At 58.4% G+C, this 19,359-nt stretch carries 17 protein-coding genes; 9 read left to right on the top strand and 8 right to left on the bottom strand.

The window, feature by feature from the left end:
- Window positions 1–186: 186 nt before the first annotated feature.
- The 5 genes from ABLV64_RS24550 to efeU form a co-directional block, all read right to left on the bottom strand.
- Window positions 187–831 carry a DsbA family protein gene (locus tag ABLV64_RS24550; RefSeq protein ID WP_231793180.1) on the bottom strand — a complete coding sequence of 215 codons (645 nt, stop codon included), beginning with the start codon at window positions 829–831 and terminating at the stop codon, window positions 187–189.
- A 237-nt stretch (window positions 832–1,068) separates the two neighbouring features.
- Window positions 1,069–1,857 (bottom strand): phosphate starvation-inducible protein PhoH, encoded by a 789-nt coding sequence (gene phoH, locus ABLV64_RS24545; protein WP_002898923.1) that lies wholly within the window; start codon window positions 1,855–1,857, stop codon window positions 1,069–1,071.
- A gap of 504 nt (window positions 1,858–2,361) precedes the next feature.
- On the bottom strand, window positions 2,362–3,645 hold the full coding sequence (efeB, locus tag ABLV64_RS24540) for an iron uptake transporter deferrochelatase/peroxidase subunit (protein ID WP_048323645.1): 1,284 nt from the start codon (window positions 3,643–3,645) through the stop codon (window positions 2,362–2,364).
- Window positions 3,646–3,649: 4 nt separating this feature from the next.
- Window positions 3,650–4,777 (bottom strand): iron uptake system protein EfeO, encoded by a 1,128-nt coding sequence (gene efeO, locus ABLV64_RS24535; protein WP_017901109.1) that lies wholly within the window; start codon window positions 4,775–4,777, stop codon window positions 3,650–3,652.
- A 51-nt stretch (window positions 4,778–4,828) separates the two neighbouring features.
- Window positions 4,829–5,659, bottom strand: coding sequence for an iron uptake transporter permease EfeU (efeU, locus tag ABLV64_RS24530; protein ID WP_004204515.1), 831 nt, complete (start codon window positions 5,657–5,659; stop codon window positions 4,829–4,831).
- Between the two features lie 270 nt (window positions 5,660–5,929).
- Here efeU and ABLV64_RS24525 point away from each other — a divergent pair, with 270 nt between their 5' ends.
- The gene (locus tag ABLV64_RS24525) at window positions 5,930–7,114 is read left to right on the top strand and encodes a nucleoside transporter C-terminal domain-containing protein (RefSeq protein WP_025999331.1); all 1,185 of its coding nucleotides are present in this window, start codon (window positions 5,930–5,932) and stop codon (window positions 7,112–7,114) included.
- Window positions 7,115–7,145: 31 nt separating this feature from the next.
- Here the strand turns inward: ABLV64_RS24525 and ABLV64_RS24520 are convergent, their stop codons facing one another.
- Window positions 7,146–7,580 (bottom strand): DUF3574 domain-containing protein, encoded by a 435-nt coding sequence (locus tag ABLV64_RS24520; RefSeq protein WP_023317897.1) that lies wholly within the window; start codon window positions 7,578–7,580, stop codon window positions 7,146–7,148.
- A gap of 134 nt (window positions 7,581–7,714) precedes the next feature.
- Window positions 7,715–9,223 (bottom strand): sodium/proline symporter PutP, encoded by a 1,509-nt coding sequence (putP, locus tag ABLV64_RS24515; RefSeq protein ID WP_004147889.1) that lies wholly within the window; start codon window positions 9,221–9,223, stop codon window positions 7,715–7,717.
- A gap of 420 nt (window positions 9,224–9,643) precedes the next feature.
- Here putP and putA point away from each other — a divergent pair, with 420 nt between their 5' ends.
- Window positions 9,644–13,606, top strand: coding sequence for a trifunctional transcriptional regulator/proline dehydrogenase/L-glutamate gamma-semialdehyde dehydrogenase (gene putA / locus ABLV64_RS24510; protein ID WP_348843072.1), 3,963 nt, complete (start codon window positions 9,644–9,646; stop codon window positions 13,604–13,606).
- 349 nt (window positions 13,607–13,955) lie between these two features.
- Window positions 13,956–14,351 (top strand): lysozyme inhibitor LprI family protein, encoded by a 396-nt coding sequence (locus ABLV64_RS24505; protein WP_064794423.1) that lies wholly within the window; start codon window positions 13,956–13,958, stop codon window positions 14,349–14,351.
- Here ABLV64_RS24505 and rutR read toward each other — a convergent pair whose 3' ends face one another.
- A complete protein-coding gene (rutR, locus tag ABLV64_RS24500; RefSeq protein ID WP_004204508.1) occupies window positions 14,352–14,990 on the bottom strand; it encodes an HTH-type transcriptional regulator RutR in 639 nt (212 codons plus the stop codon).
- Window positions 14,991–15,274: 284 nt separating this feature from the next.
- Here rutR and rutA point away from each other — a divergent pair, with 284 nt between their 5' ends.
- From rutA to rutF, 6 genes are read left to right on the top strand one after another with little or no spacing between them, the layout of a single operon-like run.
- Window positions 15,275–16,366, top strand: coding sequence for a pyrimidine utilization protein A (gene rutA, locus ABLV64_RS24495; RefSeq protein WP_348843073.1), 1,092 nt, complete (start codon window positions 15,275–15,277; stop codon window positions 16,364–16,366).
- The gene (gene rutB, locus ABLV64_RS24490; RefSeq protein ID WP_004204506.1) at window positions 16,366–17,076 is read left to right on the top strand and encodes a pyrimidine utilization protein B; all 711 of its coding nucleotides are present in this window, start codon (window positions 16,366–16,368) and stop codon (window positions 17,074–17,076) included. The genes rutA and rutB overlap by 1 nt, the downstream gene beginning before the upstream one ends.
- Entirely contained in the window at window positions 17,069–17,461 is a 393-nt protein-coding gene (rutC, locus tag ABLV64_RS24485; RefSeq protein WP_004204505.1) for a pyrimidine utilization protein C, read from the top strand. The genes rutB and rutC overlap by 8 nt, the downstream gene beginning before the upstream one ends.
- On the top strand, window positions 17,458–18,261 hold the full coding sequence (gene rutD / locus ABLV64_RS24480) for a pyrimidine utilization protein D (protein WP_348843074.1): 804 nt from the start codon (window positions 17,458–17,460) through the stop codon (window positions 18,259–18,261). The genes rutC and rutD overlap by 4 nt, the downstream gene beginning before the upstream one ends.
- Window positions 18,258–18,848 (top strand): malonic semialdehyde reductase, encoded by a 591-nt coding sequence (locus ABLV64_RS24475; protein WP_064187610.1) that lies wholly within the window; start codon window positions 18,258–18,260, stop codon window positions 18,846–18,848. Before rutD ends, ABLV64_RS24475 begins: the two co-directional genes overlap by 4 nt.
- A 10-nt stretch (window positions 18,849–18,858) precedes the next feature.
- Complete coding sequence (gene rutF / locus ABLV64_RS24470; protein ID WP_117131553.1) at window positions 18,859–19,353, top strand: NADH-dependent FMN reductase RutF; 495 nt, start codon at window positions 18,859–18,861, stop codon at window positions 19,351–19,353.
- Window positions 19,354–19,359: the final 6 nt, after the last annotated feature.

Below are 19,359 nucleotides of genomic sequence, written 5' to 3'. Positions count from 1 at the left end.
GAGCGAAGCGAGTCAATCCCCCCCTCACCGCCATATTTTAAGAAGAGCTCGTACGAAAGTACGGGTTTTTTTTTGGCATGTGGCCCCCGCCGGGGGGATGAGAACCCCCGACCGGGGTTCGACAACTGGCGCAGCCACCTGGACAGAACGAAAAAGACAATCCGAATGAAACTATCTCACTTCACGTCACTGGGATTTGTTAAGCAAAAATAAAACCAGATTCGCCATATCCTCTGCATAGGTATCATAGTCACCTTGCGCGAGTGATGCATTGTTAATATGATATTTTCCTGAAACATAAAAAGAAGGCGTGCCACTTACTTTCAGTTTTTCGACCAGATTGTCCTGTCTGGCAATTAAAGCTTTTACCATAAAATTATTTTGCATTTTAGCGTATTTCTCTGACGTAATGCCAAGTTGATTAAATACCTTAACAATATCAGCTGCCGTTTTAATATCACGCTTAACCTGTAAACCTTCAAACAATAACTTTTCCACCTTGTCATCTACCCCAGCATATTGTGCTACAGCCCATGCTTCTGTTAAGGCCGGTCCTAATGGTCCCATCTGGCTGACGTGGTATTTTTCCAGTTTCATATCGTCGGGCAGGCGCTTTCTGATAGCTGTATCAACATTGATGCGCTCTGCAAACGCATAACAAGGTCCGCAGTAGAAGGAAAAGAACTCAACCAGTTGCGGCGATTGCTTAACAGGAGAATCAATAACAGTGAAGTTTTTCCCTGCCTGATAATCTTGACTATAAGCAGCGGATGACAACCCCAACATCAAAATAGTAATTAATAACTTGATAACTTTCCCATATACCACCATAGTGCTTCCCTTACAAGTATCCATACAATTAAATGAGTAACACGGTTTAAGACGAAAGAAATTATTAGAAAGGCGCTTATGCATAGCAAAGCAGATATTCTTGTATTACAGAGAAGAAATTCTATTACATACAGCGATGGATCCCTCACAACAGAAACTTTATCGGCACTTCAGACTATCGCAAGGTTCAAAACAACAAAGCCCGGGCTCGCCCGGGCCTTGCTCACAGTATGACGATTAATAATAGGCTTTCAGCGTCCGCTGGCAGAGGGCCGAGCGCACGCAGTCATCGGTGGTGAAACGCACGATGCCGATCATCTCGTCTTCCTCAAAACGCGCCAGCGCATCGCTCAGGCCGGACCGCACCCCTGAGGGCAAGTCGCACTGGGTGATATCGCCATTGACGATGACCGTCACGTTCTCCCCGAGGCGGGTTAAAAACATCTTCATTTGCGCTGCGGTCACGTTCTGGGCCTCGTCCAGAATCACCACCGCATTTTCAAAAGTACGTCCGCGCATATAGGCGAACGGCGCGATTTCCACCTTGCCGATTTCCGGACGCAGGCAGTACTGCATAAAGGAAGCTCCCAACCTTTTCACCAGCACGTCGTAAACCGGTCGGAAATAGGGCGCGAACTTCTCGGCGATATCTCCCGGTAAGAAGCCGAGATCTTCGTCGGCCTGCAGAACGGGACGGGTAACAATAATTCTGTCCACATCCTTATGGATCAGCGCTTCAGCTGCCTTCGCCGCACTGATCCAGGTCTTGCCGCATCCGGCTTCGCCGGTGGCGAAAATCAGCTGTTTATTGTCGATGGCATTCAGATAATGCGCCTGAGCCTCATTGCGCGCCTCAATTGGGGAAGTATCACGGCTGTCCCGCGCCATGCCAATTGCTTCTACGCCACTCATTTGCACAAGCGATGTGACCGATTCTTCTTCACGCTGCTTATGGCTGCGTGAATCCCGTCTCAGCACACGTTTTGCTTCACGACGAGCTTTGATCACTGCTTTTTGTCTTCCCATGGATAGCACCTTGCGTTGTAGGTTTACATCACACGCGTCAACATCGACGCGACTATGCGCACGAACGATTGAGGTTTGGCTTCCTTGTAAGCCATTGCTTGCCGGTAGAACTGACAACGAGTCGCGGCTACGCGCACCGCGTACCCTGCCAAGGTGGTAATAATTCGAAGCGGAGGGAGAAAGAGTGAGAAAATCGCTGCCGGAAGCGGGGCTTCCGTGCTGAAGAGTACGGTCTGTGGTTTTACGTTGTCCGGTACGGGACCTTACCATTCGCGATCTCCATAGTGAAACGTCACACTGCCGGGAACTACCGCGTATGTAATAAGTACATCAAAAAAGATTCTTAATGCAACTTATTTTTCACAATGACGCAACAAATAGTTCTTAAGCAAGTGTAGGAGACTATCGGTCATTTGTATTACAGAAATATAACACATGGCAGGAAATATAATAAAAAAGAGAAAAACAGCAGAAAACGCCCTGCCCTTGCGGACAGGGTCGGTATCAAGCCTGCAGCAGCGTCTGTCCCAGGTAGTGCTTATCATCCACCACGCCGGGTAAAACAAAGAAGTAGCCCCCGCCGATGGGTTTGACGTACTCCTCCAGCGCCTCGCCGTTAAGCCGTTTCTGCACCGTCAGAAAACCCTTTTCCAGATCGTGCTGATAGCAAACGAACAACAGCCCCATATCCAGCTGCCCGGCATTAGTGACTCCCAGCGAATAACTGTAGCCGCGGCGCATCATCAGGCTGGACTGGGTTTCCGGCGTGCGAGGGTTGGCCAGACGAATATGGCTATCCAGCGCGATCGTCTCGCCGTTAGGATCTTTACTGTAATCCGGGGTATCGTGTTCGTTTTTCATCCCCAGCGGCGCACCGGTGTGCTTGTCGCGGCCGAAGATGGTCTGCTGCTCCTTGAGCGGCGTCCGGTCCCAGAACTCGACGTGGAATTGAATGATGCGCGCCGCCTGATAGCTGCCGCCCACCGCCCAGGCCGGCTCGTCCTGATCCGCCGTGACCCACACGACCTGATCCATCAGCGCGCTGTCATGGCTCGCCGGGTTAGCGGTACCGTCCTTGAAACCCAGCAGGTTGATGGGGGTTTCTTTGCCTTTGCTGCGCGCCGCGCTATCGGAGATAAACCCTTCCCGCTTCCAGCGCACGCTGAGCAAATCCGGCGTATGTTTGATGACATCGCGCAGGGCATGGATCACCGTGTCCTGAGTATTGGCGCAGATCTGCAGCAGCAGGTCGCCATGGCACAGGGCGGCATCCAGTGAATCATTGGGGAAGCGAGTCATCGGCTGCAGCTTTTTCGGCGCTTTATCCGCAAGACCAAAGCGCTCATCAAACAGCGAATGGCCGACCGAGACGGTGATGGTCAGATTATCCGGGGCAATCCACGGCCCTAAGATGCCGGAATCCATCGGCGGCAGACGCGGATTAGGCGTATCCGGCGCCGGGCCGCCCTGGGTTAAAAAGGCGATACGCTGGGTCAGCAGCCGAAACAGACGCTCGAGGTCGGCTTTATCTGACGCCAGCACATCGAACGCCACCAGCATCATCGAGGCCTGCTGCGGCGTCAGAATACCCGCCTGATGCGGGCCATAGAATGGCTGTTTTTCCTGGCGCGCGTCAGGTGTGAGCGTCCCGGGGGAACTTTCCGCTTTTGCCGCATGCGCTACCGGGCAGCCGCCGGTGATGGCCAGCGCGCCGCCAAGCGCGCCGATCCCTTTCAGTAAGCGACGACGTGACGGCTCGTTCACGTCGTGTGGTTTCTGTTGTGCCATCGACTTAGTCCAGACCCAGGATCCCGCGCAGCTGAGCCAGATCTTCCGCCAGGGTGGTGATCGGCCCTTTCAGCGCATTACGGTCAGCGGTGGTCAGCTTATCGTAAGTTTCGAAACCCTCTTTGGTGCGGTATTTGCTGAGGATACTGTCCACTTTCTTAAAGTTGGCGTCCACTTTAGCCAGCAGTGCGCTGTTCTCTTTTTGCAGCTGCGGGCGCAGCAGATCGACAATTTTCTGCGCGCCGTCAATATTGGCCTGGAAGTCCCACAGGTCGGTATGGCTGTAGCGATCTTCTTCACCGCTGATCTTGCTGGCTGCGACTTCTTCAATTAATCCTGCCGCCCCGCCCACGACTTTTGACGGTGGGAACGCCAGCTCGCTGATGCGCTTTTGCAGCTCCAGCACATCGCTGTTCAGCTGATCGGCATATTTTTCCATGCCCTTGACGCTGTTATCGCCAAACAGCGCCTTTTCCAGACGGTGGAATCCGGTGAATTTCGGATCTTCCGCTTTTTTCTCGAAATCGTCTTCGCGGGCGTCGATGCTGCCGTCAAGGTCAGAGAACAGCTCAGCAATCGGCTCAATGCGCTCGTAATGCTGGCGCGTCGGGGCGTACAGCGCTTTCGCTTTTTCGATGTCGCCAGCTTTCACCGCGTCGGTAAAGGCTTTGGTGCCGCTGACCAGCTGCGCGGTTTCCGCCGTCACATAGGCTTTATAAGCGGTGATCGCTTCGCCGAGGCTCAGCACCGCATCCGCTTTCGCCGCGTCTTTGGTGGCGGCGCCGGTGACGATCAGTTTGCCTTTCGGGTTGGTGAGCAGACCGCAGGTCATGTCATATTCGCCCGGCTGCAGGTTTGCGGTGAGCTTCTGGGTAAAGCCCGGCGCGATGTTTTCGCGCTCTTCCACCACCATCACCCCTTTCAAAATCTCCCACTCCAGCGCTTTCTGGCTGTGGTTCTGAATAATAAACTGGGTTTTACCCGCGTTAACGGTCACCTGCATCGGCTCGCACTGTTTGTCGTTGACGGTGACTTTGACCTGCGGGATATCCGCAGCCTGAGCACCGAATGCAGAGCTGAGCAGCGCGGCCACGGTCACCCGCAGCGCATTACGGCGAAAATGAATCATCATGATCATCCCTTTCGGTAAGTAGAGTGTCGCTTATAAGCTCGCAGCGCCCGGTCAGGCAGCCCGCGAGGCAGTCGTATTATTTCGCGGCGGCAGCGCAAACAGCACCAGCGCCGGGATCAGATAAAGCAGATAGACAGCCACTTCGCTGACGCTTGGCGTCTCCTGGTAGCCGAAGATCCCTTCCAGCAGCGTGCCGAACAGCGTATGCGTCGACAGCACAGTGCTCAGATCGAAGGCGGTCTCCTGGAACAGGTTCCACAGGCCCGCCTCGTGGAAGGCGCGGATCGCCCCCGCCGCCAGGCCAGCGGCCACCAGCAGGATAAACAGGCTGGTCCATTTGAAGAACACGCCAAGGTTGAGACGGATACCGCCCCAGTAGAGGAGGAAACCCAGCACGATTGCCGTGGCCAGCCCCAGCATCGCCCCCAGCGGCGGCCAGATGCCAACGTCCTGCTGGAATGCCGCCAGCAGGAAGAAGACCGACTCCAGCCCCTCACGGGCGACCGCGAAAAAGACCATCATCACCAGCGCCCAGCCGTGGTGATTGCCGCGCTGTAGCGCCTTATCCACGGCCTGCTCCAGCTGCTGCTTGACGTTGCGTGAGACATTGCGCATCCAGAAGACCATCCACGTCAGGATCACCACCGCAATGACCGCGACGATCCCTTCGAACAGCTCCTGTTCGCGCTGAGGAAATTCCCCGGTGGTTTCGTTGATAAAGATGCCTAAGCCAAGACACAGCGCCGCTGCGAGGATCACGCCAATCCACATCACGCCAATCCAGTTGCCGCGCTGGGTGCGTTTCAGATAGCTGGCGATCAGGCTGACAATCAGCGCCGCCTCCAGGCCTTCGCGTAACATAATGAGAAATGGGACAAACATGCCAATACCCTTAAATGTAAAGCACCGTCAACGAATGCAAAAACAGGTAATATTTATGATAGTGATTATCATTACAATACTCAGAAACACAAGCGAAATGTTTAGAGAATGATGACTATCTGTAAATAAATCGCTGGCAAATAATGACTTATGAAAATATTCGCCTGGTATGAGGGAAAAGAATAAGCAAAGGATTTTTTACGCCAGATATTTACCCGTCGCGGCGGCTATGGCTAAATGGCGGCCTTATTGACCTGCGAAAAGAACAACATGACTGCATTTTTTCATTTCCTGCTGGCGCTGGCGGTGATCCTCGCCCTGGCCTGGCTTGTCAGCTACGACAGACAAAAAATTCGTATTCGTTATATTCTTCAGTTGATTATTATAGAAATAGCGCTCGCTTTCTTTTTCCTGCACGCCGAAAGCGGGCTGTGGCTGGTAAAAAATATTTCCGGCTTTTTTGCTTCGCTGTTAGGCTTTGCCGCCGAAGGGACCAATTTCGTCTTTGGCGGCATGAGCGATAAAGGCTTAGCCTTTATTTTTCTTGGCGTCCTGTGTCCGATTGTGTTTATTTCCGCGCTGATTGGTATTCTCCAGCACTGGCGGATCCTGCCGATTTTTATTCGCGTGATTGGCACCCTGCTGTCGAAGGTCAACGGCATGGGTAAGCTGGAATCTTTTAACGCCGTCAGCTCCCTGATCCTCGGCCAGTCGGAAAACTTCATCGCCTACAAAGGCGTACTAGGCGACCTCTCCTCACGGCGTCTGTTCACCATGGCGGCGACGGCCATGTCGACCGTATCGCTGTCGATCGTCGGCGCCTATATGACCATGCTGGACGCCAAATATGTCGTCGCGGCGCTGATCCTGAATATGTTCAGCACCTTTATCGTGCTGTCGGTGATTAACCCGACGCGGCCGGGCAGCGAGCAGGAAATAAAGCTGGAGAAGCTGCATGAATCACAGAGTTTCTTTGAAATGCTCGGGGAATATATTCTGGCCGGCTTTAAAGTGGCGATGATTATTCTGGCGATGCTGATCGGCTTTATCGCCCTGATCAGCGCCATTAACGCGCTGTTCGCTACCCTGTTTGGCCTCAGCTTCCAGCAGATCCTCGGCTACGTCTTCTATCCGTTAGCCTGGCTTATCGGCATTCCGCTGAGCGATGCGCTGAACGCCGGCAGCATCATGGCCACCAAGCTGGTCGCTAACGAATTTGTGGCGATGATTGAGCTGCAAAAGATTGCCGCCAGCATGACGCCGCGCGGGCTCGGCATTCTCTCGGTCTTCCTGGTGTCGTTTGCTAACTTTGCTTCAATCGGCATTATCGCCGGGGCGATCAAAGGCCTGAATGAACCGCAGGGCAATATCGTCTCCCGCTTCGGCCTGCGGCTGGTGTTTAGCGCCACGCTGGTGAGCCTGCTTTCCGCCAGCTTCGCCGGGCTGGTGCTGTAAGACAAACGGCGGGGCTGCCCCCGCCGTTTACTCAGAACTGCACGCAGACCGGCTGGTCGACACGCATCACCGACTCCTGCGCGAAGCGCGATTTATAGCCCTCGCGCAGGGCCTCAATACCGGTCTCGCTCTGCGCGTCGTGGCCATGGATCACCATCAGCGCCTTGCTCTGCTCCCGCACCACCTGACCATTCTGGCCAAGCCACTGGCCGTGGGCATCAAACACCGTCAGCCCGTCGCGAAAGCGCGGCGTGACGTCGCGGTCGACAAACTGTTGCCACTCTTCAGCGGTGATGTCTTTCCCCGCCGGGCGGCTCAGACCGAAGTAAAGCGTGGTTTGCACCATGGACTGATCCGCCGGGCAGGCGCCGGGCTTCGGCGCGCTGGTCGATGAACTTCCACCCGCCGCGCAGCCGCTGAGTAACCCTGCCAGCACCAGCGCCATTGCACCCTGTCTGAACGTCATCTTTGCTATCCTCATTGTTATTAGTCAGGAAATATCAGCGGATTTTCAAATAATTAGCAAGGGTTATAATATTCCGGCCCGGCAACAGGCAATAAAAAGCCCGCCAGCGGCGGGCTCGTGAGCGTCAGATGAGCTTACTCAGCCGTGGCGCGTACCGGCGGCGGCGTATGGTAGTGGGCATCCGCTTCAGCGAAGCGCTGCTGCATGCTGGCTGACGGCGCTTTATCCAGCAGGCTAAAGACCACAATCCCGATGCTGCCGAAGACAAAGCCCGGAATAATTTCATACAGGCCCAGCCAGCCAAACTGCTTCCAGACGATCACGGTCAGGGCGCCAATCACCATCCCGGCCAGCGCGCCGTTACGGGTCATACGCGACCACATCACCGAAAACAGCACCACCGGGCCAAAGGCGGCGCCGAAACCGGCCCAGGCATAGCTCACCAGACCCAGCACGCGGTTCTCCGGGTTGGCCGCCAGGGCAATGGCCACCAGGGCAACCACCAGCACCATCATACGGCCCACCCAGACCAGCTCTTTCTGACCGGCGTTTTTGCGCAGGAAGGCTTTATACAGATCTTCAGTAATCGCGCTGGAGCAAACCAGCAGCTGACAGCTCAGGGTGGACATCACCGCCGCCAGAATCGCCGACAGCAGGATCCCGGCAATCCACGGGTTAAACAGGATTTGCGCCAGCTCGATAAACACGCGTTCGGCGTTCTGGTTAACCGCGCCCGCCAGGCTCGGGTTGTTATTGAAGTAGGCGATGCCAAAGAAGCCGACGGCCACCGCCCCGCCGAGGCAGAGGATCATCCAGGTCATACTAATGCGACGCGCGTGGACGATGCTGTGGTGCGAATCCGCCGCCATAAAGCGCGCCAGAATATGCGGCTGACCGAAATAGCCCAGTCCCCAGCCCATCAGCGAAATAATCGCCACGAAGTTCAGCCCTTTCAGCATGTCGATATTTTCGATGCTCTTCTGCTTAATGACTTCCAGCGAATCGCCAAAACCGCCGACGGATATAATCACGATTACCGGGGTAAGGATCAGCGCGAAAATCATCAGGCTGGCCTGCACGGTATCCGTCCAGCTGACGGCGAGGAAGCCGCCGACAAAGGTATAGATAATTGTCGCCGCCGCGCCGGCCCACAGCGCGGTTTCATAACTCATGCCAAAGGTGCTTTCAAACAGACGCGCCCCCGCCACAATTCCCGAGGCGCAATAGATAGTAAAGAACAGCAGAATAACCAGCGCCGAAATAATTCTCAGCACCCGGCTTTTATCTTCAAAACGGCCGGTAAAATAATCAGGCAGCGTCAGGGCGTTATTATTCACCTCGGTATGCACGCGCAGGCGCCCGGCGACCAGCTTCCAGTTAATCCACGCCCCCAACGTTAAGCCGATGGCAATCCAGCTTTCGGAAATCCCGGAGAGGAAAATGGCGCCCGGCAGGCCCATCAGCAGCCAACCGCTCATGTCCGAGGCCCCGGCGGAAAGCGCGGTCACAAATGGCCCCAGACTCCGTCCCCCGAGAATATAATCATCAAAGTTTTTGGTCGAACGCCAGGCAATAAACCCTATCAATACCATACCAAAAATATAAACAATAAATGTCACCAGCATCGGTGTGCTAATAGCCATGCAAAGTCTCCAGAATTTTTATCGACAGCGTCCAACTTCGTCGTTTTTTTCCACTACCGGAACGGGGTAATGGCGCATTGTTTAATTGGGCGACCGTATCCTGACGGAAGCTTCGGTTTTTCACAAACGATTTAACACAGCATTTACACGAAAATCCGACGGCGCAAAACGTCAATTTGCGAGAGGTTGCACTCTCTCACGTTTTTAAAGGTTGCACCAAACAAAAGTGTTAACTCACGCATACAAATACCCTATGAGCCCGGGGTTAAAATTCTGCTATTTTAGGCATTATTTTTAACAAATCCGCCATTTCACGGCTTTCGTCACAAGCCATAATTAACATGGTTGCACAAAGTTGCAACATAGTGGATATTTCCATGCAACCGCATAAGCTAACGATAAATGACAGGAGTTTTGAGCATGGGCACCACCACCATGGGTGTTAAGCTTGACGACGCAACCCGCGAGCGCATTAAGTCCGCCGCGAGCCGCATTGACCGCACGCCGCACTGGCTGATTAAGCAGGCCATCTTCAATTATCTGGAAAAACTGGAGAACGATGAGACGCTGCCCGAGCTACCGGCGCTGCTCTCCGGGGCCGCCAACGAAAGCGATGACGCCAGCGTATTAACGGAAGAGCCGTATCAGCCGTTCCTCGAGTTCGCAGAGCAGATCCTGCCACAGTCGGTAAGCCGCGCGGCGATCACCGCCGCCTGGCGTCGCCCGGAAACCGACGCGGTGCCGATGCTGCTGGAGCAGGCCCGACTGCCGCAGCCGCTGGGCGAGCAGGCGCATAAGCTGGCGTATCAACTGGCGGAAAAACTACGCAACCAGAAGACCGCCAGCGGCCGCGCCGGCATGGTGCAGAGTCTGCTGCAGGAGTTCTCTCTCTCCTCACAGGAAGGGGTAGCGCTGATGTGTCTGGCGGAAGCCCTGCTGCGTATTCCGGATAAAGCTACCCGCGATGCGCTGATCCGCGACAAAATCAGCAACGGCAACTGGCAGTCGCACATTGGCCGCAGCCCGTCGCTGTTCGTCAACGCCGCCACTTGGGGGCTGCTGTTCACCGGCAAACTGGTCTCCACCCACAACGAAACCAGCCTCTCCCGCTCGCTGAACCGCATCATCGGCAAGAGCGGCGAACCGCTGATCCGCAAGGGCGTGGATATGGCGATGCGACTGATGGGCGAACAGTTCGTCACCGGGGAAACCATCGCCGAAGCGCTGGCCAACGCCCGCAAGCTGGAAGATAAAGGTTTCCGTTACTCTTACGACATGCTAGGCGAAGCGGCCCTGACCGCCGCCGACGCCCAGGCCTATATGGTCTCTTATCAGCAGGCGATCCACGCCATCGGCAAAGCCTCTAACGGCCGCGGCATTTATGAAGGGCCGGGCATCTCCATTAAGCTGTCGGCTCTGCACCCACGCTACAGCCGCGCCCAGTATGACCGGGTGATGGAAGAGCTCTACCCGCGTCTGAAATCGCTGACCCTGCTGGCGCGCCAGTATGACATCGGCATTAACATCGACGCCGAAGAAGCGGACCGTCTGGAGATCTCTCTCGACCTGCTGGAAAAACTGTGCTTCGAGCCGGAGCTGGCGGGCTGGAACGGGATTGGCTTCGTGATTCAGGCCTACCAGAAGCGCTGTCCGTTTGTCATTGATTACCTGATTGACCTCGCCACCCGCAGCCGCCGTCGCCTGATGATCCGTCTGGTGAAAGGCGCCTACTGGGACAGCGAAATCAAACGCGCGCAGATGGAAGGTCTCGAAGGCTATCCGGTCTACACCCGCAAGGTTTACACCGACGTCTCCTATCTCGCCTGCGCGAAAAAGCTGCTGGTGGTGCCGAACCTGATTTATCCGCAGTTCGCCACCCACAACGCCCATACCCTGGCGGCTATCTACCAGCTGGCGGGCCAGAACTACTACCCTGGCCAGTATGAGTTCCAGTGCCTGCACGGCATGGGCGAACCGCTGTACGAGCAGGTGGTGGGCAAAGTCGCCGACGGCAAACTGAACCGGCCGTGCCGGATCTACGCCCCGGTGGGCACCCACGAGACGCTGCTGGCGTATCTGGTGCGTCGTCTGCTGGAGAACGGCGCCAATACCTCCTTCGTCAACCGTATTGCGGACAATACCCTGCCGCTGGACGAGCTGGTGGCCGACCCGGTCAGCGCGGTAGAAAAACTGGCGCAGCAGGAAGGCCAGGCCGGCCTGCCGCATCCGAAAATCCCGCTGCCGCGCGATCTCTACGGCAGCGGCCGGAGCAACTCCGCCGGTCTGGATCTGGCTAACGAGCATCGTCTGGCCTCCCTCTCCTCTTCCCTGCTCAACAGCGCCCTGCATAAATGGCAGGCATTGCCGATGCTGGAGCAGCCGGTAGCCGAAGGCGAGATGCAGCCGGTAGTCAACCCGGCTGAGCCAAAGGACATTGTCGGCTACGTCCGCGAAGCCAGCGATGAGGAAGTGCAGCAGGCGCTGACCAGCGCTATCAACAACGCGCCAATCTGGTTCGCCACCCCGCCGCAGGAGCGCGCCGCCATTCTCGAGCGCGCCGCAGTATTGATGGAAAGCCAGATGCCGACCCTGATGGGGATCCTGGTGCGCGAAGCGGGTAAAACCTTCAGCAACGCCATCGCCGAAGTGCGCGAAGCCGTTGACTTCCTCCACTACTATGCCGGCCAGGTGCGCGACGATTTCGATAATGAAACCCACCGTCCGCTGGGTCCGGTGGTCTGTATCAGCCCGTGGAACTTCCCGCTGGCGATCTTCACCGGGCAGATTGCCGCCGCGCTGGCGGCCGGCAACAGCGTGCTGGCGAAACCGGCCGAGCAGACGCCGCTGATCGCCGCCCAGGGCGTGGCGATCCTGCTGGAAGCCGGCGTGCCGCCAGGGGTGATCCAACTGCTGCCGGGCCGCGGGGAAACCGTCGGCGCCGCGCTGACATCCGATGAGCGCGTGCGCGGCGTGATGTTCACCGGCTCCACCGAAGTGGCCACCCTGCTGCAACGCAATATCGCCAGCCGCCTCGACGCTCAGGGACGCCCGACGCCGCTGATCGCCGAAACCGGCGGGATGAACGCGATGATCGTCGACTCGTCGGCGCTCACCGAGCAGGTGGTGATCGACGTCCTGGCCTCCGCATTCGACAGCGCCGGCCAGCGCTGCTCCGCCCTGCGCGTCCTCTGCCTGCAGGAAGAGGTAGCCGACCACACCTTAACCATGCTGCGGGGCGCGATGAGCGAGTGTCGCATGGGCAATCCGGGCCGCCTGACCACCGATATCGGTCCGGTTATCGATGCAGAAGCGAAAGAGAATATCGAACGCCATATTCAGACGATGCGCGCCAAAGGCCGCACCGTCTATCAGGCGGTGCGCGAGAATAGCGAAGACGCCCGCGAATGGAAGCAAGGAACCTTCGTGCCGCCGACGCTTATCGAACTCGACAGCTTTGACGAGCTGAAAAAAGAGGTTTTCGGCCCGGTGCTGCACGTGGTGCGCTATAACCGTAACGAGCTGGATAAACTGGTGGAGCAGATTAACGCCTCCGGTTACGGCCTGACCCTCGGCGTGCATACCCGCATCGACGAGACCATCGCCCAGGTCACCGGCAGCGCGAAGGTGGGCAACCTGTACGTCAACCGCAATATGGTTGGCGCCGTGGTCGGCGTGCAGCCGTTCGGCGGCGAAGGGTTGTCCGGTACCGGTCCAAAAGCCGGCGGCCCGCTGTACCTTTACCGTCTGCTTTCCAGCCGACCGCAGGGCGCCGTTGGCGTGACCTTCGCCCGCCAGGATGCAGAGCGTCCGCTGGACGCCCAGCTGAAAACGCTGCTGGAAAAACCACTGCAGGCGCTGCAGCAGTGGGCGGCGGGCCGACCTGAGCTGCAGGCGCTGTGCCAGCAGTACAGCGAGCAGGCGCAAAGCGGCACCCAACGCCTGCTGCCGGGGCCAACCGGCGAGCGCAACACCCTGACGCTGATGCCCCGCGAGCGCGTGCTGTGCGTGGCGGATAATGAGCAGGATGCGCTGATCCAGCTGGCGGCTGTGCTGGCGGTCGGTTGTGAAGTGCTGTGGCCGGACAGCGCCCTGCAGCGCGATCTGGCGAAGAAACTGCCGCGGGACGTCAGCGAGCGGATCCGTTTTGCCAAAGCGGATCAGTTGCCCGGTCAGGCCTTCGACGCGGTTATCTATCACGGCGATTCCGACCAGCTGCGCGAGCTGTGCGAGCAGGTGGCGGCGCGCGACGGGGCGATTGTCTCCGTGCAGGGCTTCGCCCGCGGCGAAACCAATCTGCTGCTGGAGCGGCTGTATATCGAGCGTTCGCTGAGCGTCAACACCGCGGCGGCAGGCGGTAACGCCAGCCTGATGACCATCGGTTAACCCGGGCCCCCCGGTGGCGCTGTGTTACCGGGGCTACCTACCACCGCCAAAGGGTAGCCCGGATAAGGCGCTGTGCGCCGCCATCCGGGAGAGCGGCGCTGTGATCATCCCCGGTGGCGCTGCGCTTACCGGGGCTACCTGTCTCATGGCACGGGGGGCGGCCAGTATTGTAGGTCGGGTAAGCGTAGCGCCACCCGACAACATAACAATACAACGAGGTAGCCCGGATAAGGCGCTGTGCGCCGCCATTCGGGCAATCAATCTGCGATGCGATCAGCTAATGACAGCCGACGTCAGCTGTGCTTAATTAGGGCTCCCTGACGGGAGCCTTTTTTATGGGAGCAGAACAATGAAACGCATGTTATTTGCCGTGGCGGCCCTGCTGGCCAGCGGCGTGGCGCTGGCGGACGAGTGCAGCAACGCCAACACCCAAACCGAAATGAATCAGTGCGCGGCCACGCAGTTTCAGGCGGCCGACAAAAAACTGAACGACACCTGGCAGCAGGCTCTGCAGCGGGCGGTGGGTAAACAGCAGACATTACTGAAACAGGCGCAGCAGGCATGGATTGCTCTGCGCGACGCCGACTGCGCCTTCCTCGCGTCCGGCGCCGAAGGCGGCAGCATGCAGCCGATGCTGCTGAGCCAGTGCATGACCGATAAGAGCGTGGAGCGGGAATCTTTCCTCGCCTCGCTGCTGCAGTGCGAGGACGGCGATCAAAGCTGCCCGCTGCCGCCGGCCAATTAACTAACGGACGCGAATGCCTTCGATAATCATCCGCTGGACATTATCGACCGTTTGCTCAAAAAAGGCCGCGTCCTGCAGCGTGGCGCCGGTGACCGCCTCTACCTGGGTGGCGAAGTCGGCGTAATGCTGGGTAGTGGCCCAGATCATAAAGATTAAATGCTGCGGATCGACCGGCGCCAGCTTGCCGCGGTCGATCCAGCCGGAGACAATCGCCGATTTCTCATCGACCAGCGCTTTCAGATCCCCGGTCAGCTCACCCATCAGCAGCGGCGCGCCCTGCAGCATCTCGAGACAGAAGAGCTTCGAGGCCTGGGGGTGATCGCGGGACACCTCCAGCTTCAGGCGAATATACTCGCGGATCGCCACCAGCGGGCTGATATCCTCGCGAAAGGCCTTCAGCGGCGCCAGCCAGATGGCGAGGATCTGCTGCAGAACGGCCACGTACAGCGCCTCTTTCGAAGGGTAGTAATAAAGCAGATTGGTTTTCGACACCCCGGCACGCTCAGCTACCTGCTCCAGCCGCGTACCGTGAATACCAAATTGCGAAAATGCCTCCAGCGCGGCGGCCAGGATGGCCTCCTTTTTGGCGCTGACCGCTTGTGAACGTTTGCCGTTTTTCTTCACCGCGCCCTGTGCCATACATCCTCTCCTTCAGTTGACGCCACCAGCATAGCAAAAGCCCTTCGCCGACACGACCCCATGCACCCTGATTGCGCATGACTGCCGTTTTTTCGTGCACTGATTTTGACCATCCAGTCCACTTTTTTATCGTCCTTTTTAGCAACCCAATAGCAACACATTAATAACATTAGCATTTATAAAACTGGCATCGCGTTTGCTTTACCTGTTCTGCGAGGTGGTCCAGGGAGAGGCAGGATGCCGCACCACCGCAACCCATCTTCCATGACTGTAGAGAGGTAGGTATGAAAATTGGTGTTTTCGTTCCCATTGGCAACAACGGCTGGCTGATCTCCACCCATGCCCCGCAGTATATGCCGACCTTCGAACTGAATAAGGCTATCGTGCAGAAAGCCGAGCACTACCATTTCGACTTCGCGCTCTCCATGATCAAGCTGCGCGGCTTCGGCGGGAAAACAGAATTTTGGGATCACAACCTGGAGTCCTTCACCCTGATGGCCGGCCTGGCCGCGGTGACCTCGAAGATCCAGATCTACGCCACCGCCGCCACCCTTACGCTGCCGCCGGCGATCGTCGCCCGGATGGCCTCCACCATCGATTCCATCTCCGGCGGCCGGTTTGGCGTCAATCTGGTGACCGGCTGGCAAAAACCGGAATATGACCAGATGGGCATGTGGCCGGGGGATGACTATTTCGCCAGCCGCTATGACTATCTCACCGAATACGTTCAGGTGCTACGCGACCTGTGGGGCACCGGGCGCAGCGATTTCAAAGGCGATTACTTCACCATGAACGACTGCCGGGTCAGCCCGCGCCCTTCGCACCCGATGAAGGTGATCTGCGCCGGGCAGAGCGACGCCGGCATGGCCTTCTCCGCCCAGCACGCTGACTACAACTTCTGCTTTGGCAAAGGGGTCAACACGCCGACGGCCTTCGCGCCGACCGCAGCGCGCATGATGCAGGCGGCGGAAAAAACCGGCCGTGAGGTAGGCTCCTATGTGCTGTTCATGGTGATCGCCGACGAAACCGACGAAGCGGCGCGCGCCAAATGGGAGCACTACAAAGCGGGCGCCGATGAAGAAGCGCTGGCGTGGCTCACCGAGCAGAGTCAGAAAGACACCCGCTCCGGCAGCGATACCAACGTGCGCCAGATGGCCGACCCAACCTCGGCGGTCAATATCAACATGGGCACCCTTGTCGGATCGTATGCCAGCGTCGCCCGTATGCTTGATGAAGTAGCGAGCGTCCCCGGCACCGACGGCGTGCTGCTGACCTTTGATGATTTTCTTGCCGGCATCGACGCCTTTGGCGAACGCATTCAGCCGCTGATGCGCTGCCGGGACCACATTGCTCCTGTTACCCGTGAGGTGGCCTGATGATTACCCTTCCCGCTCGCCCGGAATCCCTGACCTTCGCGCCGCAGCAGAGCGCGCTGATTGTTGTCGATATGCAGAACGCCTACGCCAGCCAGGGCGGCTATCTGGATCTTGCCGGCTTTGACGTCTCCGCCACCCGGCCGGTTATCGACAATATTAATACCGCCGTCGCCGCCGCCCGCGCCGCGGGCATGCTGATTATCTGGTTCCAGAATGGCTGGGATGACCAGTATGTTGAAGCCGGCGGCCCGGGCTCGCCGAACTACCACAAGTCCAATGCGCTGAAAACGATGCGTCAGCGCCCGGAGCTGCAGGGCAAGCTGCTGGCGAAAGGCGGATGGGATTATCAGCTGGTGGACGAACTGACGCCGCAGGAAGGCGACATCGTGTTGCCGAAACCGCGCTACAGCGGCTTCTTTAACACCCCGCTCGACAGCATTTTGCGCAGCCGCGGTATACGCCACCTGGTGTTCACCGGGATCGCCACCAACGTCTGCGTCGAATCGACGCTGCGCGATGGCTTCTTCCTCGAATACTTCGGCGTAGTGCTGGAGGATGCCACCCATCAGGCCGGCCCGGCCTTCGCCCAGCAGGCGGCGCTGTTCAATATTGAAACCTTTTTCGGCTGGGTCAGCGACGTCGAGAGCTTCTGCCGCGCGCTATCCCCTGCCACCCCGCTGTCTTTAGCCAAGGAGAAACGTTATGCCTAAACAGGTGATCATTCCGCCAGGCACTACCACGCCGATTGCCCCCTTTGTTCCGGGGACGCTCGCCGATGGCGTGGTCTACGTCTCCGGCACTCTGCCGTTTGATAAGCAAAATAATGTGGTGCACATCGGCGACCCAAAGGCGCAAACCCGCCACGTGCTGGAGACCATCAAGAGCGTTATCGAAACGGCGGGCGGGAGTATGGCGGATGTGACTTTCAACAGCATCTTTATCACCGACTGGACAAATTACGCCGCGATTAACGAGGTTTACGCCGAGTTTTTCCCCGGCGATAAACCCGCGCGCTTCTGCATTCAGTGCGGTCTGGTGAAGCCCGATGCGCTGGTGGAAATCGCCAGCGTCGCCCATATCGGCACCCCGACATGATGAGGCTCAATATTGCTCCAGCCCCATGGCCCGGCGCGCCGGTGGTGGTCCTCAGCGCCGGTCTGGGCGGCGGCGGCGGCTACTGGCTGGCGCAGCGCGCGGCGCTGGAGGAACAGTATCAGCTGGTGAGTTATGACCATAACGGGACCGGGGAGAACGCCGGTCCGCTGCCCGCCGACTACAGCATGGCGACGATGGCCGGAGAGCTGTTCAGCGCTCTGCAGTCGGCGGGGATCGCCCGATTCGCGCTGGTGGGCCACGCGCTGGGGGCGCTAATTGGCCTGCAGCTGGCGCTCGATCGCCCCGAGGCGGTGAGCGCCCTGGTGCTGGTCAACGGCTGGCTGTCGCTGTCGCCGCACACCCGCCGCTGCTTCCTGGTGCGCGAGCGTCTGCTGCATGCCGGCGGCGCGCAGGCGTGGGTCGAAGCACAGCCGCTGTTTCTCTACCCGGCGGAATGGATGGCCGCGCGCCTGCCGCGCCTCGAAGCGGAAGATGCGCTTGCCATCAGCCATTTTCAGGGCAAGGAGAACCTGCTGAAGCGGCTGCAGGCCCTGAAGCAGGCTGATTTTTCGCGTCGCGCGGCGGCCATCGCCTGCCCGACGCTGATTGTCAGCGCCGCTGACGACCTGCTGGTCCCGGCCTCCTGCTCCCGCGTGCTGCAGACGGCTATCTCCGGCAGCCAGCACGTGGAAATGCCATGGGGCGGCCATGCCTGTAACGTCACCGACGCCGATACCTTTAATACCATTTTACGCGACGGGCTGGCCGCTATGCTGCCGGTCGCCACGGAGACCCGATGAACGACGCGATAAACCAGACGGCCTGCGAGACGCTGTTTACCCAGGCCCGAACCCACAACGGCTGGCTGGATAAGCCAGTGAGCGATGCGCAGCTGCAGGCAGTCTGGGACCTGATGAAAATGGGGCCGACTTCCGCCAACTGTTCGCCGGCGCGCATCGTGTTTGTGCGCAGCGCGGAAGGCAAAGAGAAACTTCGCCCGACGCTCTCCAGCGGCAATCTGCAAAAAACCATGCAGGCGCCGGTGACCGCCATCGTGGCGTGGGACTGCGCCTTTTACGACCGGCTACCTACCCTCTTTCCCCACGGTGACGCCCGCAGCTGGTTCACCTCCAGCCCGCAGCTGGCGGAGGAGACCGCGTTTCGCAACAGCTCCCTGCAGGCGGCATATCTGATTTTCGCCTGCCGGGCGCTGGGCCTCGACACCGGGCCAATGTCCGGCTTCGACCGGGAAAAAGTCGATGCGGCGTTTTTCGCCGACAATGGCTGGAAAAGCAACCTGCTGGTGAACATCGGCTATGGCGACCCCGGCAAACTGTACGGCCGCCTGCCGCGTCTGTCCTTTGATGAAGCCTGCCTGCTGGCATAAGGAGTTTACGATGGAGTTAGCGGACAAAGCGAGTTTCCGTGACGCCATGGCCCACGTCGGCGCCGCGGTTAACATTATTACCACCGATGGCCTGGCGGGCCGGGCGGGATTTACCGCCAGCGCGGTCTGCAGCGTTACCGACACGCCGCCGACCCTGCTGGTCTGCCTGAACCGCTCGGCCTCGGTGTGGCCGGTGTTCAGCGAACATCACACGCTGTGCGTCAATACCCTGGCGGCGGGACAGGAGGCGCTGTCAACGCTGTTTGGCGGAAAAACGGCGATGGACGAGCGCTTTGCTGCCGCCGACTGGCAGACCGGCGCCACCGGCTGCCCGCGGCTGGAGGCGGCGCTGGTCAGCTTTGACTGCCGCATCGACCAGCGCGTCAGCGTCGGCACGCACGACATCCTGTTTTGTCACGTCGTGGCCATTACCCGTCACCCGGAACCCCGGGGTCTGATGTGGTTTGACCGCGGCTATCACACGCTTATGCGACCCGCTTGTTAACCTTTA

The sequence above is a fragment of the Klebsiella sp. JB_Kp031 genome, from assembly GCF_040064295.1.
In the GTDB taxonomy this organism is placed as follows: Bacteria; Pseudomonadota; Gammaproteobacteria; order Enterobacterales; family Enterobacteriaceae; genus Klebsiella; species Klebsiella quasipneumoniae.
The sequence above is the reverse complement of the archived record's forward strand: the minus strand, read 5'-3'. Positions and strand labels throughout refer to the sequence as shown.